Source organism: Erythrobacter sp. SN021, assembly GCF_021864455.1.
Window position 1 is genome coordinate 57,859 of the sequence record NZ_JAKKUW010000004.1, and the last position, 22,044, is coordinate 79,902.

Genomic DNA, 22,044 nt, shown 5'->3' on the forward strand with positions numbered 1-22,044 from the left:
GCTTGCGGCAGGCGCAGCAAGGCGGCATTGCAGCGCCATGACGCTTCACGCCGGACCGACCTCGCAGACTTTCATTTCGCAGCGGCTGAGGCTGCACTATCTCGACTGGGGCAATCGCGGGAAGCCGCCTCTGGTGCTCGTCCATGGGGGGCGCGACCATGCCCGCAGTTGGGACTGGGTCGCCGAACAATTGCGCGACGATTGGCATGTGGTGGCGATGGACCATCGCGGCCACGGCGATTCGGACTGGGTCAGCGACGGCAATTATTCCGCCAATGACATGGTCTACGATCTTGCCCAGCTGGTGCACCAGCTGGGCGTGGGGCCGGTGACCATTGTCAGCCATTCGATGGGCGGCAATGTCTCGCTGCGTTATGCTGGGACCTTCCCCGACATGGTCACCAAGATCGTCGCCATCGAAGGCCTCGGCCCCAGCCCCAAGCGGCAGGCCGAAATGCGTGCGAAGAGTTATCCCGAGCGGCTCAATGAGTGGATCGGCAAGAAGCGCGCCGCCTCGGGCCGGATACCCCGCAAGTATGAGAGCATCGAATCCGCCTTCGCGCGGATGATCGAGGAAAACAGCTATCTCACCGAAGAGCAGGCGCGGCACCTCACCATTCATGGGGTGAATCGCAACGAGGACGGCACTTATAGCTGGAAATTCGATCCCCATCTCAATGTCTGGGCGGTGGAGGATATCGCCGACCAGTTCCTGCACCAGACCTGGGCTGCGATAACCGCACCCACGCTGTTGCTCTATGGCGCCGACAGTTGGGCTTCGAACCCGGAAGGCGATGGCAGGCTCGACCATTTCTCCAATGCCGAGGTGATCGAATTCGCGAATGCGGGTCACTGGCTGCATCATGACCAGTTCGACCGGTTCATGAAGACGATACGGGATTTCCTCTGATGGCGGAATTCTTCGACCGGCTAGCCGATGACCATGTCGCCATGCTGGCAAAGCAGCCGGTCTTCTTCGTCGCCACCGCGGCGAGTGACGGACGGATCAATCTGAGCCCGAAGGGTTATGACGCGTTTCGCGTACTCGGGCCCAACCGTGTGGCCTATCTCGATCTGGCCGGGTCGGGGAACGAAACGCATGCCCATCTCACAGTGGACGGGCGCATCACGATCATGGTTTGCAATTTCGAACAGCCGGCTCTTATCTTGCGGCTGTACGGGACGGGCAAACCGGTCTTGCCGCAGGACCACGGTTGGGAAGAACTCGCGGCGCATTTCAAACTGCTGCCGGGCACAAGGCAGATTTTCGATATCGCAGTGGACAGCGTGCAGACCAGTTGTGGCTGGGGTGTGCCGTTCATGGAATTCGAGCGGGAGCGGGATACGCTGGTCAAATACTACGCAGGGCGCGATCCGGAGGAATTCGTGGCCAAGCGGCGGTCACGTGATCGCAGTATCGACGGTATCCCTACCAGGCCGACCGACCGCTACTTTGCTGGCGATTGACCGCGCGTGCGCCTGACTTTCGCCAGTTACAACATCCACAAGGCAGTCGGGCTGGACCGCAAGCGCGATCCCGAGCGCATTCTCAGCGTGCTTCACGAGATCGATGCCGATATCATCGCGTTGCAAGAGGCGGATCGCCGGATCGGGCAGCGCGCCAGCGTGCTTCCGCGCGCCGAGATCGACGATACCCATTGGCGCGTCGTCGAAGTGGCCAAACGCCCGCGCAGCATTGGCTGGCACGGCAATGCGCTGCTGGTGCGGCGCGACATGGATGTCTTGGACGGTGAAGCGCTCGATCTGCCGACGCTCGAACCGCGCGGCGCGGCCTGCGGCGAGCTAATGGTCGAGGGGCACCGGCTGCGTGTCATCGGTACGCATCTCGACCTGTCGGGTCTGCGCCGCCGCGACCAGATCCGGTCGCTGCTCGAATTCTGCAATGGCTGCAAACGCGATCTGCCGACCGTCATCATGGGCGATTTCAATCAGTGGGGGAGGCGCACCGGGGCCATGCGCGAATTTGCCGAAGGCTGGCATGTTGTCACGCCCGGCCGAAGCTATCCCAGCCGCCAGCCTGTTGCCACACTCGACCGGATCGTGGCCAGCAGCCACTGGGACTGCGTCGAGGCGCAGGTCCATCACACCGGTCTGTCGGCGGTAGCATCGGACCACCTGCCCGTGATTGCCACGCTGGATTTGATTAAAAAATAGGCAACAGCCCAATCATTAGGCAATAATTGGTGTAGGCGGCGCGCCTCTGAGGTCGAATCGTGCCGAAAAGCGGTTTGGCACGCACTTTGCTGCATGTGCGAACGCCGGTGACGGACCGGCGGACCACACAGGGGTGAAGGCGTGAAATTCATCATCGCTGTCATCAAGCCATTCAAGCTCGACGAGGTGCGCGAAGCGCTCGGCGGCATCGGAGTGGCCGGGATGACCGTTACCGAAGTCAAGGGATTCGGCCGCCAGAAGGGCCAGACCGAAATCTATCGCGGCGCCGAATACTCGACCAACATGCTGCCCAAGGTGAAGCTCGAGATTGCCGCGAGCGACGACCTCGCCCCGCAAGTGGTCGAGACGATCCAGCAGACCGCCAGCACCGAAGCCATCGGCGACGGCAAGATCTTCGTATTCGACCTCGCCAGCGCCACCCGCATTCGCACCGGCGAAACCGGCGACACCGCGCTCTGACGGACAGGATGGGACCCATGATGTTTCGAACTCTTTCGCGCACCGCCGCCCTCGGGCTCGCGCTGCTCACGCCCGCCGCGGCATTCGCGCAGGAGGCGGCCGAAGCCGCAGCCGCCGTGCCCAACCCCGGCAACAACGCCTGGATGATGACCGCCACCGTTCTGGTCATGCTCATGATCCTGCCGGGCCTCGCCCTGTTCTATGGCGGCCTGACTCGTTCCAAGAACATGCTCTCCACCATGACCCAGATCGGCGCGGCCGCCTCGTTGGCGATGCTGGTATGGGTGATGTGGGGCTATTCGACTGCCTTCGGACCGGAAGGGAACGCCTTCTTCAGCTGGGGCAATCTGTTCCTGTCGCAGACCGATGCCGCGAGCACGGCGGCGACCTTCACCGACGAAGTCATCAGCGAATTTGTCTTCATCAGTTTCCAGATGACCTTCGCCGCGATCACCGCCGCGCTGATCCTCGGCGCGACGGCGGAACGCATGAAGTTCAACGCCGTGATGCTGTTCGTCCCGCTGTGGCTGACCATCGTGTATTTCCCGATCGCCCATATGGTCTGGGCGGGCGGCGGCCTGCTGTTCGAAGACGGCGCGCTCGACTTCGCCGGGGGCACGGTGGTGCATATCAATGCCGGTGTCTCGGGCCTTGTGCTCGCCTATCTCCTCGGCAAGCGTCGCGGCTATCCGGCAGAACCCATGCCCCCGCATAGCATGACGTTGACCATGGTCGGCACGGGCCTGTTGTGGGTCGGCTGGTTCGGCTTCAACGCGGGCAGCGCGCTCGAAGCGGATGCTTCGGCCGGACTCGCCATGATCAACACCTTCGTCGCCACGGCAGCCGGCGCGCTCACCTGGATGGTCATCGAACGCGCAGCGGGCCACAAGGGCAGCGCGCTGGGCTTCTGCTCGGGGGTTATCGCGGGCCTCGTGGCGGTCACTCCGGCAGCGGGCAATAGCGGGCCGTTCGGTGCGATCCTGCTCGGCATCCTCAGCGCGGCGATCTGCTACTTCTTCGTCGCCAAGGTGAAGGCCAAGCTCGGCTATGACGACAGCCTCGATGCCTTCGGCATCCACGGCATCGGCGGCATTGTCGGCGCAATCGGTACGGCAGTCGTCTACCAGCCCTTCCTCGCCGGACCCGGCGACGGTTCGGTCGCCCTCGGCGCGCAGCTCTGGGTGCAGATCTTCAGCGTCCTCGTGACGATCGCCTGGGCGGGCATTGGCACCCTTGTCGTTGGCTTCATCGTCAAGACACTGATCGGCCTGAGGGTCGCCGAGGAAGCCGAAATCGACGGGCTCGACATCTCCGAACACGGAGAGCGTGCTTACAATTAACCAGTTCGGCGGGGGCGCCGTTCTCTCCTCTTTTCTCCGGTGCCCCCGCCCAACCATGTTCCTCCTGCGAACACCGACTTTGCCGGGCCGGAGATTCGTCTCCGGCCCCTTTTTTGCCCTGACGGCATGTGTGGCCGTAATGCTACGGCTACGTTGCATTTAAGACAACGGGGCACGCGTGCGATTGCAAGCGACACGCCTCAGTTTCATTCTTTCCCGAGACGGGACGGTTGGGATCCCGTGGTGGAGGAAATTTCATGCAGATGATTATCGAACGCAGGATCGCGCGCGCCGCACTGCTGCTGGCCGGTTGTGGCCTGTCGGCTATCGCCACGCCGTCGCTGGCGCAGGATACGGGCGAAGCCGAAGTAAGCGACAACGTCATTATCGTGACTGCGACTAAGCGCGATTCGACAATCCAGGACGTGCCGTTTTCGATCAATGCCCAGACGCAGGAGGACATTCAGAAGTCAGGCGCTGCGAACCTCGAGGACATTTCGCGCAACGTTGCCGGTCTTTCGGTCCAGAACCTCGGCCCGGGCCAGAGCCAAGTATCTGTTCGCGGTGTTTCCGCCGGCCAGATCGTGCGCGACCAGCCGGGCGTCAAAGAACAGGTTGGTGTCTATCTCGACGAAAGTGTAATCTCGCTATCGCTCTTTACCCCCGATCTTGACCTGTTCGACCTGAACCGCGTTGAAACCCTGCGTGGCCCGCAGGGCACGCTGTTCGGATCGGGAAGCGTCGGCGGTACGATCCGCTACATCACCAACCAGCCTGCGATCGGGACGACCGAGGGTCTCGTCGAGGGCAACGTCAACCTCGTCGATGGCGATGACATCGGCTGGCACCTCAAGGGCGCGGTGAACATCCCCATGGGCGACAACGCAGCCATGCGCGCGGTTGCCTATTACACTCGCTATGGCGGATTCATCGATGCGATCGGCCCAGCGGGCGGCGAGGATGTGAACGATGGCGAACGCTATGGCGGGCGGCTGGCGTTCACGTTGGACACCGGCGAAGGGTTCAGCATCACGCCGCGCGTGGTTTTCCAGAAGGTCAAGGCCAACGGCTTCAACCGTCAGGAAATCTACAATCTCTACGCCAATTCCTTCACCACGACGCGGCCCAAGGTCCAGTTTGACGAGCGCGAGCAGTATCTCTTGCTTCGCGAGGCGTTCGAGGACGAGACGCTGATCGCTGACATGGTGGTTGAGGCGGAGCTCGGCGCGGTCACCATGACCTCGGTCAGCTCATATACCGATCGCGATATTCTCGTCAGCCGCGATGCCAGCGCCTTGAGTGGGTCGGTGTCGTCGGACCTGGGCTTTCCCGACGCGGGCATCCTGCTTCCTTCAAACCTGCGCGACACAACCGAGGTCAGCGGCATTACTCAGGAATTGCGCTTCGCTTCGAATGGGTCGGGACCGCTTCAATGGGTGATTGGCGGGTTCTATTCGCAGACCGACCGCTTCTATCGTCAGCGACTGCCGACACCAGGCTATGATGCGTTCACCGATGCGACGCTCGGGGCGGGCACTTCTGCTGCGGTTGCAAACGGTTTTCCAGCCGATTCGCCCTACAATGCGGACATTCCCTACGATCTGGAACAAATCTCGATTTTCGGCGAGCTGACCTATGCTCTGACGGACGCGTTTGATGTCACGGTGGGTGCCCGATACTACGATTACAAGGAATCCCGGCAGTTCATTTCGGGCGGCTTGTTTGCCAATGGCGACAATATTACCGACGAGACCAAGTCCGACGGCATCAGCCCGCGTGTGTTGTTGAGCTACGATGTCAGCGATTCCATCACACTCAATGCACAGGCATCGAAGGGTTTTCGTCTGGGCGGCGTGAACGATCCTTTGAACGTCGATCTCTGCGATGGCGGGCAACCGAACGGACCGGATCGGGCGCTCTTCGGCGGGTTTCAGGATTATAGCGACGAAACCCTGTGGAACTATGAAATCGGCGCCAAAGCACAAGGCCGCGGCTTCTATGCGAATGTTGCCGGGTTCTATAACGACATCCAGAACTTGCAGGTTACGCTTGACGCCGGAAGCTGTTCTTCGCGCGTCGTCTTCAACGTACCGGAAGCGCATTCGATGGGTGTGGAAGCGGAAATCGGCGTTTCGCCTATGGCCGGACTCGACTTGGTTTTCTCGGGAAGCCTGATCGAAGCCGAGTTCGATTCGACGCTACCGGGGGCGCTGACCGTGGCTACGGGTATCCGCGAAGGCAATCGCCTGCCATCGGTGCCCAAGTTCCAGTTCTCGGCATCGGGCAGTTACGAATTCCCGCTGAGCAATACCACAAATGGCTATATTTCGGCATCTTACAGCTATGTCGGCAATCGCTACACCCAGCCGGCGGACCAGGAAAACAACCCGCGCACCTTCGTACATAACCTCCCGTTCGGAGGGGCGCCGGCAAACGCTTCGACTACGGTGGATCTCCTGTTGCCCTCCTACAGCCTGGTCAATCTCAGCGCAGGTATTGATCTGGACAGCGGGCTGTCGCTCATCCTCTATGCGAACAATCTGTTCGACGAAAATGCGCTGCTCAGCTTTGACCGTGAACGCGGCGGGCGCGCCCGTCTCGCCTACCGTGTGGGTACCCCGCGTACGTTCGGCCTGACGGCCCGTCAGTCGTTCTAGGGTCAGCAGGCATTAGCCAGGATGACGGGCCGGAGATCGATCTCCGGCCCGTTACCATTAAAACAGGCAAAGGCCTGCGACCGAGATGTGTCGGAGCCTGACCGTGACAACAGCAGACAAGCCGCCAAACGATGCAGGCCTGCACACCATGCGGCGCTCGCGATAGAGCATCGCGTGCGCCTATGATAATCGAGGCAACGTGGTCGCGCGTTGAGGTCAGGCAGCAAACGCATCCTGCACGAAATCCGCGCAGCGTTCGCCGATCATGATGCTGGGTGCGTTGGTGTTGCCTGAAACCAGTCGCGGCATCACGCTGGCGTCGGCGATGTAGAGCCCATCGATTCCCCGCGCCTTGAGCGTCGGATCGACCACCGCATCCTCGTCCGCGCCCATGCGGCACGTGCCGACCGGGTGGTACACCGTATCAGCCCGATTGCGGATCAGCTCGTCGAGCTGGGCATCGTCGTCGAGATCGATCGGATAGCGGTCTTGCGGATCGTATTTCGCCAGGCTGGGCGAACTGGCGATGCGATGCGACAGGCGCACGCCCGCACGCAAAGTCGCAATATCGCGCTCGTCGTCGAGAAAGTTGGGATCGATGCGCGGCGCCATGCGCGCATCCGGCCCGTTGAGGCGGACGGTACCCCGGCTTTCGGGGCGGAGCACGCAGGCATGGAGCGAAAAGCCATGCCCCTTCACTTTCGTACGGCCGTGATCCTCGAGCATGGCAGGTACGAAATGCCACTGGACATCGGGCGCCGGCGCATCGGGCATGACCGCCCAGAATCCCCCGGCCTCGGCATAGGGCGTCGTCATGATCCCTGTGCGTTTGCGACGATGTTCGATAATCGCCTTCGCCATGCGTACAGTGCCGGTAAGACTGTCCCCGATCAGGTCCTTATTGGCGGTCTGCCAGCTCGAAACATAGTCGATATGGTCCTGCAAGTCGTTGCCCACGGCCTGCTTGTCTACCACGACGTCGATCCCGTGTTCGCGAAGATGCGCGGCCGGGCCGATACCAGACAACATCAGGATCTGCGGCGAATTGAAAGCCCCCGCCGAAAGGACCACCGCGCCGCGCGCCTTCACCGTGCGCCGCTTCTCGCCAACGCTATAGGTGACTCCCGTGACCCGTCCGTTCTCGATCTCGAGCCGCTGCACGCTCACGCCGATACGCACGTCGAGATTGCGCAGGGCCCGCTTCGGTTCGATATAGGCCCGCGCTGCCGACCAGCGTTCGCCGTCTTTCTGCGTCACCTGGTAAAGGCCGAAGCCTTCCTGCTTGGCGCCGTTGAAATCATTATTGCGCGGCAATTGCAGTTGGGCTGCCGCTTCCACGAAGGCGAGGCTGCCGGGGTTGGGCCAGTTCTGGTCGCTGACCCATAAGGGGCCATCGTCGCCGTGATACGCGTCGCTTCCGCGCACATTGTGCTCGGCCCGTTTGAAATAGGGCAGCACATCGTCATAGCCCCACCCGGTGCAGCCGAGCTTGGCCCAGTTGTCGTAATCCCACTTGTGGCCGCGAATGTAGATCATCGCATTGATCGCCGACGATCCCCCCAGCCCGCGACCGCGCGGCTGATAGCCGATCCGGCCATTGAGCCCTTTTTGCGGGACCGTCTCGAACCGATAGTTCGAGGAATCGCGCAGGAAGGGCATGAATCCCGGTGTTTTGACCAAGACCGTGTTGTTACGGGGGCCGGCCTCCAGCAGGCATACGCTTTTGCCGCTCTCGGCCAACCGTCCGGCGACGGCACTGCCTGCGCTCCCGCCACCGATCACGATGACATCGAATTCGTCCATGATATCTCCTCTCTCGTCGGAGAGGTTAGGCAGCCTCCGCCTCGCCTGCAATCCGGTTTTCGTATGAAACGGATTTTTCTTTCGCTCCCTGGCGTTCGAGCCAGCGTTCGCGAATCTGGTCGGATGTCTCGCGGCTGCCATCATGCGTCCAGCCGGGTTCGCGCAGCAGGTAGGATAGCTTGTGCTTCCACGGCGCGCGCCACATGTCCTGGGCTATGCCGATCCATTCGTGGAACACGGCCCACAGCAAGTTGAAGCTGCCGAGCTGCTTGACGATGCCGTAGCGGATCGTCTCGTCCTCCACTTCGGGCTCGAACGTGCCGAACATCTTGTCCCAGACGATGAAGACACCGGCATAATTGCGATCGAGATAGCGCGGATTGGTCGCATGATGGACCCGGTGATGGCTCGGCGTGTTCATCACTGCTTCGAACCAGCGCGGCATCTTGTCGATCGCCTCTGTATGAATCCAGAACTGGTAGATGAGGTTGAATCCGGCGCAAATGGCGATCATCGCGGGATGAAAGCCGAGCAGAACCAGCGGCAGGGCAAAGGCGAATCCCAGCGTCAGATAGCCCGTCCAAGTCTGCCTCAGAGCCGTGCTGAGATTATAGTGCTGGCTCGAATGGTGGTTCACATGGCTCGCCCAGAACCAGCGCACGCGGTGGCCGAAGCGGTGGACCCAGTAATATTTGAGATCGTCGAGCACGAAGCACAGCGCAAAGGCCCACCAGGTCCAGGGAATATCGAACAGGCGGAATTCCCAAGCCCACAGAAACAGAGCGAAGAAGGCGCCGCCGAACACCAGGCCCGAAACCGTGCTGCCGAGGCCGAAGGCCAGGCTGGTAAGCGTATCCCTGGGTTCATAGGCTTCGGGTCGTCTGCGCCAGGCCCAGATCATTTCGATCAGAACCAGGAGGACAAAGCCGGGTACGGCCAGTTCGGTGGGCGAAAAATCGGGCATGACGGTTATTGCCTTATCGCTTCTATCGTCCGAACCCAAGCCGCCGGATCGTCGAGTACGAGGCGCGCTGTGCCATAACGCTTTTCCGCGGTATCGATGAGGAGTGTGGACCCTTCGCTACGAACCCGGGTCGCGGAAGTGAGAATACGCCCTGCAAAGTGACTTCCGTGCTGCCGCAGCAGGAGCACGCGCCCGGCTGCGTCGCGCATCAGTGCGCCTTTGCCCGAGCGATCCAGGCCGATCGCGACCGGCTCGTAGCCGCTGACCGCCTCGTCGGCCGCGATGCGTACCGCCTCTTCATCCGCGAGGCGCGGGGCAGGGCCGAGCTTGAGCCAATATGCGAAGGCTGCCAGCGCAAGAATGGCGAGCAGCGAGCCGGCGAATTGCAGCAGGGCGGGGGCGATCTCCATCACGCGAATGGATTGGCATGATGTGCACTTTACGGCAAGCAGGCCGTGAAAGGGAGATACCGATGAAGTTCTTTGCCATTCTCGCCGTCGGAGCTGCCGCGATCGCCACGCCGGTATGTGCGCAGGATGCCGATCCGATTCTCCAGGTCGAAGCGCAGCAAGAACGAACCGAGCGCGTGGCTCAGCGGATCTGGGAGTTTGCTGAACTCGGCTATCTCGAAACGCGTTCGAGCGGGCTGCTGGTCGACGAATTGCAGCGCGAGGGATTTTCGATCCGCCAGGGCGTGGCGGAGATTCCTACGGCGTTTGTGGCCGAATGGGGCGAGGGCGGACCGGTCATTGGCCTGTTGGCCGAATTCGACGCTCTGCCGGGCATCAACCAGTCCTCTGCCCCGACGCGCGATCCGGTCGCGGGAAAGCATGCGAGCCACGCCTGCGGACACAACCTCTTCGGCGCCGGATCGCTTAGCGCGGCAATCGCTATCCGCAACTGGCTCGAGGCGACCGGCACACCGGGCCGCGTACGCCTCTATGGCACACCTGCCGAAGAAGGTGGGTCGGGCAAGGTCTACATGGCCCGCGCCGGCCTGTTCGACGATGCCGATTTCGTGATCGACTGGCACCCTGCCGACCGTAATTCGGCGGCCTCCCGCAAAAGCCTCGCCAACCGTTCGGGCAAGTTCCGCTTCCGCGGTGTTTCGGCCCATGCGGCGGGTGCGCCCGAACGGGGGCGCAGCGCGCTCGACGGGGTCGAGGCGATGAACATGATGGTCAATATGATGCGCGAGCATACGAGCATGGACACGCGCATCCATTACGTCATCACCGATGGCGGCAAGGCGCCCAATGTGGTCCCCGATTTCGCCGAGGTGTTCTATTATGTGCGCCATTCGGACGCGGATGAGGTTCGTGCCTTGTGGCCGCGTATCGAAGCGGCGGCCAAGGGCGCGGCCATGGGCACCGGCACCGAGGTCGATTGGGAGATCATCCACGGCAACAACCCAACGCTGCCGCTCCAGTCGCTGCAACTGATGATGGATGGAAAGCTGCGTTCGTTGGAGCCGATCGAACATACCGCCGACGAACTGGAATGGGCCGCGACGATTCGCGAAAGCCTGGGCGAGGACGCGCCCGAATTGGCGCAGGCACAGCAGGTCGAAGACTATGCCGTTTTGACGGGATACGGCTCGACCGATGTCGGCGATGTCAGCCGCGCGGTCCCCACTGTCAGTGTGCGCACTGCCACCTGGGTACCGGGCACGGCGGCGCATAGCTGGCAGGCGGTTGCCGCGAGCGGGCACAGCTACGGCGCCAAGGGCACGCAGCACGCGGCCAAGGCGATGGTGCTCGCGGCAGTCGAACTCTACACCAATCCGCAATTGCGCGAGACGGCGAAGGCCGAGTTCGCCGAGGCCAGGGGCGCGGACTATGTGTACGAATCGCTGCTCGGCGATCGCAAACCGCCGCTCGACTATCGCAAGTAGTCAGCCCCGCGCGCGGGCGGCGAACATATCCATTGCCGGGCGAACCGGGCTGACGTCGTAACCGGCTGCCGCGGCGGCTTCGCCGATGGCCTCCGGGTCGTCGCCACTGCGTGCGCGGGCCAGCGACCACAGCAATGTCGAGCGCGTCCCCGAACGGCAGAAACCCAGCACCGGCCCCTTGGCGGTCGCAAGCGCTTCCTGAAGCGCCTCGACCTGGGGTTCGCTGAAGCCCGCGCTGCCGATCGGGATTGCGATGTAATCCATCCCTGCCGCCCGCGTCGCCGCTTCTATATCGGCACCCGGCGGCTGGTCGGCAGCCTCGCCATCGGGCCGGTTGTTGACCACCAGCGCCATTCCCATGGCGGCGGCTTCCGAAATTTCCCGCGGCGTGACCTGCGGGCTCGCGTAGAAATCGTCGGACAGTTTTCGGAACTCGCTCATCGTATCCCTTCCTGTGCTCGGGCCAGTTTTTCCGCTCGCCGGTTGCGCTGAATGATGTTGAGGATCTCGACCCCGACGGAGAAGCCCATCGCGGCGTAGATGTATCCCTTGGGCACGTGGAAGCCGAACCCATCGGCGATCAGGACGAGGCCGATCATGACGAGGAAAGCCAGGGCGAGCATTACCAGAGTGGGGTTTTTCTCGATGAATTTCGCCAGCGGATCGGCAGCCACCATCATGATGCCGACAGTTATCACGACGGCGGTGACCATGATCGGAATTTCGTTCGTCATGCCCACCGCAGTCAGAATCGAATCGACCGAGAAGACGATATCGATGGCAACGATTTGGGCGATGACCGTGCCGAAAGTGGCCTTGGCCGCATCGGCGACACCGGGAGTCTTGTCGAGCAGATCGCCTGAATCGTCTTCCGGCTCCATCGAGTGATGGATTTCCTTGGTCGCCTTCCACAGCAGAAAGAGCCCGCCGGTCAGAAGAATGAGATCGCGACCTGAGAAAGCGGTTTCGAAACTGACCTTATTGGTCCCTTCGACCGGTGGGCCGACGATGCCGAGGTCGAAGATCGGGGTTTGCAGCGTGACCAGCCAGCCGATCAGCATCAGCAGTGCGATCCGCATGATCAGCGCGAGCGCCAGCCCGATGCGCCGGGCACGCTGCTGTTGGTGTTCGGGCAGCTTGTTCGAGAGAATCGCGATGAAGATCAGATTGTCGACACCCAGCACGACCTCCAGCGCGATCAGGGTGAGCAGCGCCAGCCAGGCGGCTGGATCGGAAACCAGGGCCATTAAATCCATGATTTGCGCTGTGCCGAACGGCTCCGCTGCGTTCAAGACATCTTTCGCGCAACATCTTCTTTGCGAAAATGTCACATTTTTGCGGTTTGCAGGCCATTACATCTAAATCATTCGCGCATAGCGTTGTTTCGCGCTATGACGGATGCGCAAGGGAGGGTTTCGTGCCCGCCCGCGCCGGCACGGACTGCAGTCCTTCGTTTCGGTGGGTTCTGATTGACGGGCTGCACGACAAGGTATTGTTCGAGTTATGGGTTACGACAGAGGGCGCCGCCGCGGGAAGGACAAGCGCGACGGTTTCGGCGATGACGGTTTCGATAATTTCGGTGGCCCCCCGGCCGATTTCGTGCCGCATGAAGCATTCCAGAAGGACCGTTTCGGAGGCGGTGATCGTGGCGGCGACCGCGGTGGTTTCGGCGGCGGAAATCGCGGCGGCGGCGTAGGCGGTGGCAACCGCGGCGGCGGCGGCGGCGGTGGTGGCGGCGGGTTCAACCGCATGCCTGCGCAGGTCGTCGGCACCGGCAAGGGAACGGTAAAGTTCTTCAACGGCCAGAAAGGCTTCGGCTTCATCCAGCAGGATGGCGGCGGTGAGGACGTTTTCGTTCACATCAGCGCGGTCGAACGTGCCGGTCTCGAAGGTCTTGCGGAAGGGCAGGAGCTGGAATTCAACCTCGTCGATCGCGGCGGTAAGGTGTCTGCACAAGACCTACAGGTGGTTGGCGACGTCATTCCCGTTGAATCGCGCGGCGGTGGTGATCGCGAATCGGCTCCGCGCCGCGAACTGACCGGCGAGAAGGCCACCGGGACGGTCAAGTTCTTCAACTCGATGAAGGGTTTCGGCTTCCTCACCCGCGATGACGGGCAGCCCGATGCGTTCGTGCATATCAGCGCGGTGGAGCGGTCGGGTCTGGCCGGTATCAACGAGGGCGAGCGTTACGAATTCGACCTCGAGGTCGACCGACGCGGCAAGTATTCGGCGGTCAATCTCGTCCCCGCACAGGACTGAGGCAAGGCGTTCCCGCGATCCGGTTTGACCCGGCGCGCGATACGCAATAGATCGCTGGCAAACACGCAAATGGCGGTTCCCCGGGGGCCGCCATTTGTCTTTCGCACTGTAATGCACCCATCAAGAGGTGCCGCTGGAGGACCCATGTCGATTTCGCCGCTGATGCCCGTATATCCCCGCTGCGGGGTCCGCCCGGTCAAGGGCGATCACTGCCATCTGATCGATGAAGACGGTACGCGCTATCTCGATTTCGCCAGCGGTATCGCGGTCAACCTGCTCGGCCACAGCCATTCCGGCCTGATCGGCGCGATCCAGAAGCAGGCCGAGACGTTGATGCACGTCTCGAACCTCTATGGCAGCCCCCAGGGCGAGGCGCTGGCGCAGCGCCTGGTCGACAAGACTTTCGCCGACACGGTTTTCTTCACCAATTCCGGTGCCGAAGCGGTCGAAACGGCGATCAAGACCGCACGCGCTTACCATCAGCACGAAGATGGCGATGCCAATCGTACCGAACTGATCACCTTCACCAACGCTTTCCACGGCCGCACGATGGCGACCATCAGCGCTTCGAACCAGGAAAAGATGCACAAGGGCTTCATGCCGCTGCTCGCCGGGTTCCAATACGCCGAATTCGACAATCTCGACCACGCAAAGTCGTTGATGAGCGACAAGACCGCCGGCTTCCTCGTCGAACCGATCCAGGGCGAGGGCGGCATTCGCCCCGGCAGCGAAGAGTTCATTCGCGGCCTGCGCCAATTGGCCGACGAGAACGACCTCATGCTGGTCTTCGACGAGGTTCAGTGCGGCGTGGCGCGCACGGGAAAACTCTATGCCTATGAACATTACGGCATCGCGCCCGACATCATGGCCAGCGCCAAGGGTATCGGCGGCGGCTTCCCGCTGGGCGCATGCCTCGCGACCGAAAAAGCCGCGCGCGGCATGGGCTTCGGCACGCATGGCTCGACTTATGGCGGCAATCCGCTGGCCATGGCGGCAGGCATGGCGGTGATGGATGCCGTCGCCAATGACGAATTCCTCGCCGAAGTAACCGAGAAGGGCGAGCGGCTGCGCAGTCGCCTCGAACAGTTCATCGGCAATTACCCCGAGCTGTTCGAGCTGGTCCGGGGCAAGGGCCTGATGCTCGGCGTAAAGATGAAGGTCGAAAGTCGGCCCTTCTTCGTTCACTTGCGCGACAATCATCAGCTGCTGACCGTAGCGGCGGGCGACAACACGCTGCGCGTCCTGCCGCCGCTGGTGGCAGGCGATGCCGAATTCGACGAATTCTTCGACAAGCTTTCGGCCGGTGCCGCAAGCTACACCCCGGCCGGCTGAACGGAGCGAGACGATGCGGCACTTCCTCGATCTATCGGATGCGGGCGGGGATGCGATCGCCGCCATGATAAACGATGCACAGGACCGCAAGGCGGCGCGCAGCGAGTGGCCCAAGGGCAGACCCGATGCCGATGCGCCGCTGGCGGGCCATGTGCTCGGCATGATCTTCGAGAAGAACTCCACTCGCACGCGGGTTAGTTTCGACATCGCCATGCGTCAGCTTGGCGGAACGGCGCTGATTCTCGATTCGGGCACCAGCCAGCTCGGGCGCGGCGAGAGCATCGCCGACACCGCGCGTGTGCTCAGCCGCATGGTCGATGCGATCATGATCCGCACCGACGATCACGCCAAGGCGCTGGAAATGGCGCGCCATGCGACGGTTCCGGTCATCAATGGCCTGACCGATCGTTCGCATCCGTGTCAGATAGTCGCCGACCTTCTGACCATGATCGAACATGACAAGGCCTTGCCCGGTCTCGAACTGGCCTGGCTGGGCGATGGCAACAATGTGCTGCACTCGATTCTCGAGGCGGCCGCGTTGATGAAGTTCAACGTGCGGATCGGGGCGCCGAAAGGCTATGAACCCGAACCCGAATTCGTCGAAATGGCACGCGCGGGCGGAGCGCAAGTCACCTTGACCCAGGATGCGGATAAAGCCGTGGCGGGGGCGGATATCGTGGTGACCGACACCTGGGTGTCGATGGGTCAGGAGCATGTTCACAACAAGCTTGCCGCCATGGCGCCGTTCCAGGTTTCCAATCGGCTGATGGGATTGGCGAAGCCCGATGCCAAATTCCTCCACTGTCTCCCCGCCCATGTCGGCGAGGAGGTGACGGAGGACGTGTTCGAGAGCGACCAGTCGGTCGTATTCGACGAGGCCGAGAACCGCATCCACGCCCAAAAATCGGTTCTGCTCTGGTGTTTCGATAAAATCTGACAGTCGGCGGCACACTCTACCAATCCGCGAAGGGGCGCCCCATATGGCGGCGATGGACGCTACTCCCCAGAATACACCCGAAACCTATTCCGGACGCCTGCTCGCTTTCACCATTCCCACGCGCCATGCGCGCGGTCGCCTGGTGCGGCTCGACCGGACGCTCGACGACATTCTCGCCGCGCATGACTATCCTGCACCCGTGACCCATTTGCTCGCGGAAGCGCTGGTGCTGGCGGTGCTGATGGGTGGGCTGGTCAAGGACGATGGCTCGCAAGTCACCATGCAGGCGCAGACCGAAGCGGGCGCGGTCAGCCTGCTGGTGTGCGACTACAAGGGCGGGGAGCTTCGGGGCTATGTCGATTTCGACGCGGCAAGGCTGGCCGAGCTGGGCGCCAATCCTTCGCTCTTCGCGCTCTTCGGCAAGGGCTATCTGGCCATCACTTTCGATCTGGCTGGTGGTCGGGGCCGGTACCAGGGGATCGTACCGCTGGAAGGCGACAACCTCTCGGAGGCTTGCGAACGCTATTTCTATCAGTCGGAGCAGGTACCCACGCTGATTCGCTGCGCGGTACGGTCCGATGGCGAGGGGGTAAGCGCGGCCGGACTGCTGGTACAGCATCTGCCGGAAGGCGAAGAGGGTCGCGAGCGCCTTCACAGCAAACTCGATCATCCCGAATGGGACCATGTGGCCATTCTCGCAGGATCGCTACGCCATGACGAATTGCTGGATTCCGCGCTCTCGCTCGAGGCCATCGCCTGGCGACTGTTTCACGAGGAGGACGAGGTCCGCATCCAGCCGGGCGCGGATATTGCGAAAGGCTGCCGTTGCTCTGTCGATCACTATCGCGAGGTGCTTGGACGGTTTCCGGAAGAAGACCGCAGGGATATGCGCGACGAAAACGGGATCGTCACGGTCGATTGCGCATTCTGCTCGAGACAGTTCGGGATCGAAATCTGACCGGCGTGTCGTTGTTATACAACAGTTCATCGTGATTGTGCTGTAATGATTACGAATCACGGGCGCGTCTGAACTTACGGACGAAAGGTGAATTTCGACATGGCTCGCAAACGGGCATTTTTTCTGGCGGCGCTTGCTGCGCCGCTCGCGGTTCTCGCCGTTCCAGCTATCGCGCAGGCTTCGCTGGCCATGCTCGACAGCCTTGATCGGGGCGGCTGGGAAGTCCGCTACCGCGATGGCAGCGCCGCACGCAAGGTGTGTGTGCGCACCGGGCGGGAGTTCATTCAGCTGCGCCACTCCGACAGCGGGTGCAACCGCTTCGTGGTTGAAGACAGCGCCACTGACGTGACTGTTCAATATACCTGCCGGGGCAATGGCTATGGCCGGACCCATATTCGCAAGGAAACGGCCTCGCTGGTCCAGATCGACAGTCAGGGGATTTCCGGCGGCAAGCCGTTCCAGTTCACAGCCGAGGCTCGCCGGACCGGCGCCTGCGGCTGATCCACTTCTTGCAGGCTCGCGCGCTTGCGAATAGCGAGCCTGCATGAGCCAATCCCAACCTTCCGGCCCCGCCGTCGTCCTGCTTTCGGGGGGGCTCGATTCCATGGTTACCGCCGCCATTGCCCGCGAAAGGGGGATGGCGGTCCATGCCCTCACGATCGATTATGGCCAGCGCCATGTGCGTGAACTGCAATCGGCACGGGCGATTGCGGAACGGCTTGGCGTTGAACGCCACATTGTCCTTCCCCTCGATCTCAGGCGCTTCGGCGGATCGGCCCTGACCGACGATATCGATGTGCCCAAGACCGGCGTCGGAAACGACATACCCGTGACATATGTCCCGGCGCGCAACCTCGTCTTTCTGGCCCTGACCACGGCCTTTGCCGAAACGTCGGATTCGCGGGATATCTTCATCGGCGTCAACGCGCTCGATTATTCAGGGTATCCGGATTGCCGGCCGGAATTCATCGCCAGCTTTGCCGAAACCGCGCGATTGGGCACGAAGCAGGGCGTGGAAGGGCGGCCATTCACCATCCACACTCCGCTGCAAGACATGTCGAAAGCGGACATTGCGCGCGAATGCTACAGGCTGGGTCTCGATCCTGCATGGAGCTGGTCCTGCTACGATCCCACAGGTGATGGCCTCGCCTGCGGCGCCTGCGATTCGTGCCGCCTGCGGCGAAAAGGCTTTGCCGAGGCAGGCCTTGCCGATACCACCCCCTACGCAGAGGAAATCCACGACCGAGGGGAGTAGGGAATTGAGCCAAACGAAGGATGCCGCACCGCCGAGCCACGACACAGCCGGCGCCGGCACGGACACGGTACCCGCCTATAGCTGGTACGCGCTCAGTGTTCTCGTCCTCGTCTATGTCCTGAACTTCATCGACCGGCAGATCCTTTCGATCCTGGCCAATGATATCAAGGCCGATCTCGGCGTCGAGGACGACTATCTCGGCTTTCTCTATGGTACCGCCTTCGCGGTATTCTACGCCCTGTTCGGCATCCCGCTGGGCAAGCTTGCCGACAGTTGGAAGCGGGTCCGGTTGATGAGCCTCGGCCTCGCCCTGTGGTCGACGATGACGGCCCTTTCGGGCTTCGCCAAGAACGCCACCACATTGACCGTGGCGCGCATCGGCGTGGGCGTGGGCGAGGCCACGGCCAGCCCATCGGCCTATTCGCTCATCTCAGACTGGTTTCCCGCCCGGCTGCGCGCGACCGCCCTCGCGATCTATTCATCGGGGCTCTATATCGGCGGCGGGATCTCGCTGCTGATTGGCGGGCTCATCGTCGAGAACTGGAATGCCGCCTACCCCCAAGGCGGGCCGCTGGGTCTCGTTGGCTGGCAGGCGGCGTTCCTCGCGGTTGGAATACCGGGGATCGCTCTCGCGCTGTGGGTCCTCACCCTGCGCGAACCGGTGCGCGGGGCGATGGACGGCTTGCCTACTCCGGAAGACCCGGCGCCCTTTCGCGGTTTCGTTCGCGAGCTCTTCCAGGTCATTCCGCCCTTCACGGTTTTCGGAGCGGCCGGACGCGGGGCGGGCGCATTGGCGCTGAACCTGCTGGGTGCGGCATTCTTTGCCGCGCTGGCCTGGGCGCTGTGGCGCTGGACTGGCGTCTTCGAACAATGGCTGTTTCTCGGCGTCGGATACTACGCGGTGTTCAGCTGGGCGATGGGCCTGCGCGCACGCGATCTGCCGACCTTCAGACTGACCTGGGGATCACCCGCCTTCATGTGCGTGGTTCTCGGCTACGGGACCGTTGCCTTCGTGGCCTATGCCGTATCCTATTGGGGCGCGCCCTATGCCGAACGGGCACTGGGCGTGAACAAGACCGATCTCGGCTGGTTCCTGGGCGCCCCCGCCGCCGTGGCCGGTTTTCTGGGCGTTATCCTTGGCGGCCGGATGGCAGACTTTCTGCTCGAGCGCAGACCCGAGGGACGCATCTGGGTCATTCTCTTCGGCCTTGTAGCACCCATCCCGGCCATATGGGTCGCGTATACGACCGATGATGTGGTACCGTTCTATATCGGCGCCTTCGTCGCCCAGTTGCTGAGTGCATCGGCGCTGGGGGCCGCCGCGGCATCGAGCCAGGCGCTGGTTTTGCCGAGAATGCGCGGACTCGCGACGGCAACCTTCTTCCTCTCCACCACTCTGATCGGGCTGGGCCTCGGCCCCTTCATGGCCGGCTACGTGTCGGCGACCAATGGCGACGACCTATCGATCGGCGTGCTTTCCACGCTGGTGGCCGCGCCGTTCGGGCTGGTATTGCTGATCGCCGCGCTGAAGCTGGTGCCAGGTGCCGCTTCGAGCGTGGTCGAGCGCGCGCGCGAAGCGGGAGAGCCGGTCTAGCCGCGTTTCAGAACGCCGCAGGCGATCCGCGCACCGGCATTGCCGGTGGGATCGGTGCGATAATCGTCGGAATTCGCGTGGACGACGACAGCAGTACCGTCCGCATCGAAAATGTCATCGAGGATCGCGTCGGCGTTACCTTGAAGGACGATTTCGGCGCTACCGGTGCCGTTGGCGCCGATCGCGAGATTGGGCATGTCCCCCAAGTGCTTGCCGCCAGGCGAGAGCTGCCCATGTGTGGCACCGCGCGGATTGAGATGGCCGCCCGCGCTCTTGAAGTCGGGGGCTTTGCAGCGACCGGTGGTGTGGAGGTGGAAGCCATGGTCCCCCTCTGACATGCCCACGGCCGCTACTGCGACGGTCAAGGTCCGGCCGTTGCTGAGCAGTTGGACGGTTCCCGCAGGCAGGCCGTTGGCGAAGCGAAGCGTGGTTTCGCCCACTCGGTCGCTCGGCAGGCTCTCTAATGTCGTACAACCGACCAGGGCGAGTGCGGCGAGCGAAGGAAGCAGTGAACGAAATTTCATGGCGGTCCTCTTGGTTTGAAGGTCGGCTTACTCCTGCCAACGAAAAAGGGGCCGGATTGCTCCGGCCCCTCTTACTTTTGGCGTTACGCCCTTCGCTTACATGCCCGAACCCGGACCGTAAGTGATTTCGACGCGACGGTTCTGCAGTTCGCGAACACCGTCGGCGGTCGGGACGCGCGGCTGCGATTCACCGAACGCTTCGCTGGTGATCCGGCCATCCGGAATACCGCGCGAGCTCAGGTAACCACGGACCGAGTCGTTACGCCGTTCGGCGAGACCCATATTGTAGGTTACCGAACCCGAACGGTCGGTGTGACCGGCCAGCATCACCGAGGCAGTGCCGCAGTTGGCGTAGGCCGAAACCGCATTGTCCAGGATCGTCGCTGCTTCCGGAGTGATCGCCGATTCGTCCCAGTTGAAGAAGACGATATAGGGACCCGTCTCGCAGACCGGCGCCGGAGGCGGCGGCGGGGGAGGCGGCGGCGGGGGAGGCGGCGGCGGCGGGGGCGGCGGGGGAGGCGGCGGCGGGGGCGGAGCACCGAAATTGTACTCGAGCGTACCCATCAGCGAGTGGCTGGTGAACGAATCTTCCAGCGCGTTACCACCCAGGTCGACCAGTTCGACGCTGTCGGCGTTGAAGTAACGATAGCGCAGGCCGACATCGACATTGTCGGTCAGCGGAGCGCGAACACCGGCAAGAACCTGCCAGGCAAGACCGCTGTCCGAATCGTCGAGCGACGGAGCCGCATTCGTGTTCAGGCTAGCTTCGTAGCTGGTGCGTGCCACACCGACACCGCCACCAACATAGCCCTGAAGGCCATCATCGGGACCGAAATCGAGCAGGCCGTTCAGCATGAAGGAAAGCGCGCTGACATCACCGCCAGCGGCCTCGTAGGTGCCAGCAGGAACCGTTGCACCCGAGCCGGAAAGCAGACCGGGAGTGCCAACCAGAATGCTATCGATATCTGCCTGGCGATAGCTGACTTCGGCTTCCAGACGGAAAGCGCCGAAATCATAACCGACATAGCCACCGCCATCGAAACCATATTCATGGTTGATGGTGTGTGCGTCCGGACCGCCGTTGATTTCGAATTCGGTATCTTCGACGAGCATGGCACCGAATTCGGCGCCGATGTACCAGCTGTCGTCCTTTGCCAGGGCTGGCGATGCAAGGGCCGTAGAGGCCATCGCCATTCCTATGACGAATTTCCGCATTATAGTTTCCCCTTTTTGCGAATTGGAGCCACCGAGTGCAGCATATCTAACTTTCAACCCTTGAGGTGGCAAGCAAACAATGGGCGGGAACTGTTGCAATAATGCCGCTTTTCCCGCGCATTGAGAATGAGTTCCGGGCTGCGGACCCCTTCCGTATCTGGCGAACGGTACGAGGCGCATCGGGTTCCCGTCAAATTCGCGGGATTATCGCAAGTGTTGCAAGCAGGTCGACGATCGCCCCGATTGCCGTACGCGCTTCGCTGTCGATTACCGAACCACCGGCCGGCGGCACGGGCCGAACGGGTCGGCTCCATCCGTCGAGAAAGGCCAGGCGTTCCCCCACCGAACGGTCGAAGACAAGCATGCCTTCCGCCGGGGCACAGAAGCTCCATTGCGTGCCGTCCCAGCTCGCCAGATGGTCTCCGCGATTCTCCCATTCGCCCGATGCGGCGGCAGCGACGATCCAGCACTCCCCGATCGCTGGGGAGGCGGGCGGCGTGCCGGCCTGCCCCTCCACCACCGGGTGGAGCAGCGCGTCGATCCGCGCCAGCGCTTCGTTCACGAAGAATTCCTTCTGCGCCTGTCCGGCAACGAGAAGGGGAAGCGCATGGCGTCCGGTCGACGAGTCGAAGGTGAAAGGCTGGGTCATGGGGCGAT

General features: G+C 62.4%; 22 protein-coding genes. 14 read left to right on the plus strand and 8 right to left on the minus strand.

All coding sequences use genetic code 11. The features are described 5' to 3' along the window. The first annotated feature begins 37 nt into the window (after window positions 1-37). From L5849_RS10505 to L5849_RS10530, 6 genes are all read left to right on the plus strand, one after another. Entirely contained in the window at window positions 38-910 is an 873-nt protein-coding gene (locus L5849_RS10505; RefSeq protein WP_236925532.1) for an alpha/beta fold hydrolase, read from the plus strand. Continuing rightward, window positions 910-1,467, plus strand: coding sequence for a pyridoxamine 5'-phosphate oxidase family protein (locus L5849_RS10510; RefSeq protein WP_115415677.1), 558 nt, complete (start codon window positions 910-912; stop codon window positions 1,465-1,467). The genes L5849_RS10505 and L5849_RS10510 overlap by 1 nt, the downstream gene beginning before the upstream one ends. Window positions 1,468-1,473: 6 nt before the next feature. Next, entirely contained in the window at window positions 1,474-2,175 is a 702-nt protein-coding gene (locus tag L5849_RS10515) for an endonuclease/exonuclease/phosphatase family protein (RefSeq protein WP_236925533.1), read from the plus strand. A gap of 141 nt (window positions 2,176-2,316) precedes the next feature. Further along, on the plus strand, window positions 2,317-2,655 hold the full coding sequence (locus tag L5849_RS10520; RefSeq protein WP_219954901.1) for a P-II family nitrogen regulator: 339 nt from the start codon (window positions 2,317-2,319) through the stop codon (window positions 2,653-2,655). 20 nt (window positions 2,656-2,675) lie between these two features. Further along, a complete protein-coding gene (locus tag L5849_RS10525; protein WP_236925683.1) occupies window positions 2,676-3,995 on the plus strand; it encodes an ammonium transporter in 1,320 nt (439 codons plus the stop codon). A gap of 257 nt (window positions 3,996-4,252) precedes the next feature. Continuing rightward, window positions 4,253-6,652 (plus strand): TonB-dependent receptor, encoded by a 2,400-nt coding sequence (locus L5849_RS10530; RefSeq protein WP_236925534.1) that lies wholly within the window; start codon window positions 4,253-4,255, stop codon window positions 6,650-6,652. Window positions 6,653-6,868: 216 nt separating this feature from the next. Here the strand turns inward: L5849_RS10530 and L5849_RS10535 are convergent, their stop codons facing one another. Genes L5849_RS10535 through L5849_RS10545 form a run of 3 tightly spaced genes read right to left on the minus strand, consistent with a single transcriptional unit; the run spans window position 6,869 to window position 9,829 of the window. Next, entirely contained in the window at window positions 6,869-8,455 is a 1,587-nt protein-coding gene (locus L5849_RS10535; RefSeq protein WP_236925535.1) for a GMC family oxidoreductase, read from the minus strand. 25 nt (window positions 8,456-8,480) lie between these two features. Then, window positions 8,481-9,419, minus strand: coding sequence for a sterol desaturase family protein (locus L5849_RS10540; protein WP_236925536.1), 939 nt, complete (start codon window positions 9,417-9,419; stop codon window positions 8,481-8,483). Window positions 9,420-9,424: 5 nt separating this feature from the next. After that, a complete protein-coding gene (locus L5849_RS10545; protein WP_234041594.1) occupies window positions 9,425-9,829 on the minus strand; it encodes a hypothetical protein in 405 nt (134 codons plus the stop codon). A gap of 62 nt (window positions 9,830-9,891) precedes the next feature. Between L5849_RS10545 and L5849_RS10550 the strand changes: the two genes are divergently transcribed. Continuing rightward, entirely contained in the window at window positions 9,892-11,313 is a 1,422-nt protein-coding gene (locus L5849_RS10550) for an amidohydrolase (protein WP_236925537.1), read from the plus strand. Here L5849_RS10550 and L5849_RS10555 read toward each other — a convergent pair whose 3' ends face one another. Next, window positions 11,314-11,754: a TIGR01244 family sulfur transferase gene (locus tag L5849_RS10555; protein WP_115415683.1), complete on the minus strand. Its 441-nt coding sequence runs from the start codon at window positions 11,752-11,754 to the stop codon at window positions 11,314-11,316. Continuing rightward, complete coding sequence (locus tag L5849_RS10560; protein WP_115417764.1) at window positions 11,751-12,569, minus strand: TerC family protein; 819 nt, start codon at window positions 12,567-12,569, stop codon at window positions 11,751-11,753. The genes L5849_RS10555 and L5849_RS10560 overlap by 4 nt, the downstream gene beginning before the upstream one ends. Window positions 12,570-12,816: 247 nt before the next feature. Between L5849_RS10560 and L5849_RS16005 the strand changes: the two genes are divergently transcribed. From L5849_RS16005 to L5849_RS10600, 7 genes are all read left to right on the plus strand, one after another. Further along, complete coding sequence (locus L5849_RS16005) at window positions 12,817-13,572, plus strand: cold-shock protein (RefSeq protein WP_305040842.1); 756 nt, start codon at window positions 12,817-12,819, stop codon at window positions 13,570-13,572. Window positions 13,573-13,716: 144 nt separating this feature from the next. Further along, complete coding sequence (locus L5849_RS10575) at window positions 13,717-14,904, plus strand: aspartate aminotransferase family protein (RefSeq protein ID WP_236925538.1); 1,188 nt, start codon at window positions 13,717-13,719, stop codon at window positions 14,902-14,904. A 13-nt stretch (window positions 14,905-14,917) separates the two neighbouring features. Further along, window positions 14,918-15,841, plus strand: coding sequence for an ornithine carbamoyltransferase (argF, locus tag L5849_RS10580; protein WP_236925539.1), 924 nt, complete (start codon window positions 14,918-14,920; stop codon window positions 15,839-15,841). 43 nt (window positions 15,842-15,884) lie between these two features. After that, complete coding sequence (locus tag L5849_RS10585) at window positions 15,885-16,799, plus strand: Hsp33 family molecular chaperone HslO (protein WP_370459225.1); 915 nt, start codon at window positions 15,885-15,887, stop codon at window positions 16,797-16,799. A gap of 99 nt (window positions 16,800-16,898) precedes the next feature. Continuing rightward, a complete protein-coding gene (locus L5849_RS10590) occupies window positions 16,899-17,300 on the plus strand; it encodes a hypothetical protein (RefSeq protein ID WP_115415687.1) in 402 nt (133 codons plus the stop codon). A gap of 43 nt (window positions 17,301-17,343) precedes the next feature. Continuing rightward, window positions 17,344-18,054: a 7-cyano-7-deazaguanine synthase QueC gene (gene queC, locus L5849_RS10595; RefSeq protein ID WP_236925540.1), complete on the plus strand. Its 711-nt coding sequence runs from the start codon at window positions 17,344-17,346 to the stop codon at window positions 18,052-18,054. 4 nt (window positions 18,055-18,058) lie between these two features. Beyond that, window positions 18,059-19,648, plus strand: coding sequence for an MFS transporter (locus L5849_RS10600; protein ID WP_234041538.1), 1,590 nt, complete (start codon window positions 18,059-18,061; stop codon window positions 19,646-19,648). On the opposite strand, the gene L5849_RS10605 is transcribed toward L5849_RS10600, so the two are convergent. The 3 genes from L5849_RS10605 to L5849_RS10615 form a co-directional block, all read right to left on the minus strand. After that, window positions 19,645-20,172 carry a superoxide dismutase family protein gene (locus tag L5849_RS10605; protein ID WP_115415690.1) on the minus strand — a complete coding sequence of 176 codons (528 nt, stop codon included), beginning with the start codon at window positions 20,170-20,172 and terminating at the stop codon, window positions 19,645-19,647. The genes L5849_RS10600 and L5849_RS10605 overlap by 4 nt on opposite strands. A gap of 96 nt (window positions 20,173-20,268) precedes the next feature. Then, window positions 20,269-21,387 (minus strand): OmpA family protein, encoded by a 1,119-nt coding sequence (locus tag L5849_RS10610; RefSeq protein WP_236925541.1) that lies wholly within the window; start codon window positions 21,385-21,387, stop codon window positions 20,269-20,271. A gap of 190 nt (window positions 21,388-21,577) precedes the next feature. Beyond that, a complete protein-coding gene (locus L5849_RS10615) occupies window positions 21,578-22,036 on the minus strand; it encodes a DUF2793 domain-containing protein (protein WP_236925542.1) in 459 nt (152 codons plus the stop codon). Between the last annotated feature and the right edge of the window lie 8 nt (window positions 22,037-22,044).

Bases quoted from the DNA above. Each gene is read 5' to 3' on its own strand.
- L5849_RS10505 (WP_236925532.1), top strand. From the start codon at position 38: ATGACGCTTCACGCCGGACCGACCTCGCAGACTTTCATTTCGCAGCGG.
- L5849_RS10510 (WP_115415677.1), top strand. From the start codon at position 910: ATGGCGGAATTCTTCGACCGGCTAGCCGATGACCATGTCGCCATGCTG.
- L5849_RS10525 (WP_236925683.1), top strand. From the start codon at position 2,676: ATGTTTCGAACTCTTTCGCGCACCGCCGCCCTCGGGCTCGCGCTGCTC.
- L5849_RS10530 (WP_236925534.1), top strand. From the start codon at position 4,253: ATGCAGATGATTATCGAACGCAGGATCGCGCGCGCCGCACTGCTGCTG.
- L5849_RS10535 (WP_236925535.1), bottom strand. From the start codon at position 8,455: ATGGACGAATTCGATGTCATCGTGATCGGTGGCGGGAGCGCAGGCAGT.
- L5849_RS10540 (WP_236925536.1), bottom strand. From the start codon at position 9,419: ATGCCCGATTTTTCGCCCACCGAACTGGCCGTACCCGGCTTTGTCCTC.
- L5849_RS10545 (WP_234041594.1), bottom strand. From the start codon at position 9,829: ATGGAGATCGCCCCCGCCCTGCTGCAATTCGCCGGCTCGCTGCTCGCC.
- L5849_RS10550 (WP_236925537.1), top strand. From the start codon at position 9,892: ATGAAGTTCTTTGCCATTCTCGCCGTCGGAGCTGCCGCGATCGCCACG.
- L5849_RS10555 (WP_115415683.1), bottom strand. From the start codon at position 11,754: ATGAGCGAGTTCCGAAAACTGTCCGACGATTTCTACGCGAGCCCGCAG.
- L5849_RS10560 (WP_115417764.1), bottom strand. From the start codon at position 12,569: ATGGATTTAATGGCCCTGGTTTCCGATCCAGCCGCCTGGCTGGCGCTG.
- L5849_RS16005 (WP_305040842.1), top strand. From the start codon at position 12,817: ATGGGTTACGACAGAGGGCGCCGCCGCGGGAAGGACAAGCGCGACGGT.
- L5849_RS10575 (WP_236925538.1), top strand. From the start codon at position 13,717: ATGTCGATTTCGCCGCTGATGCCCGTATATCCCCGCTGCGGGGTCCGC.
- argF (WP_236925539.1), top strand. From the start codon at position 14,918: ATGCGGCACTTCCTCGATCTATCGGATGCGGGCGGGGATGCGATCGCC.
- L5849_RS10585 (WP_370459225.1), top strand. From the start codon at position 15,885: ATGGCGGCGATGGACGCTACTCCCCAGAATACACCCGAAACCTATTCC.
- L5849_RS10590 (WP_115415687.1), top strand. From the start codon at position 16,899: ATGGCTCGCAAACGGGCATTTTTTCTGGCGGCGCTTGCTGCGCCGCTC.
- queC (WP_236925540.1), top strand. From the start codon at position 17,344: ATGAGCCAATCCCAACCTTCCGGCCCCGCCGTCGTCCTGCTTTCGGGG.
- L5849_RS10605 (WP_115415690.1), bottom strand. From the start codon at position 20,172: ATGAAATTTCGTTCACTGCTTCCTTCGCTCGCCGCACTCGCCCTGGTC.
- L5849_RS10610 (WP_236925541.1), bottom strand. From the start codon at position 21,387: ATGCGGAAATTCGTCATAGGAATGGCGATGGCCTCTACGGCCCTTGCA.
- L5849_RS10615 (WP_236925542.1), bottom strand. From the start codon at position 22,036: ATGACCCAGCCTTTCACCTTCGACTCGTCGACCGGACGCCATGCGCTT.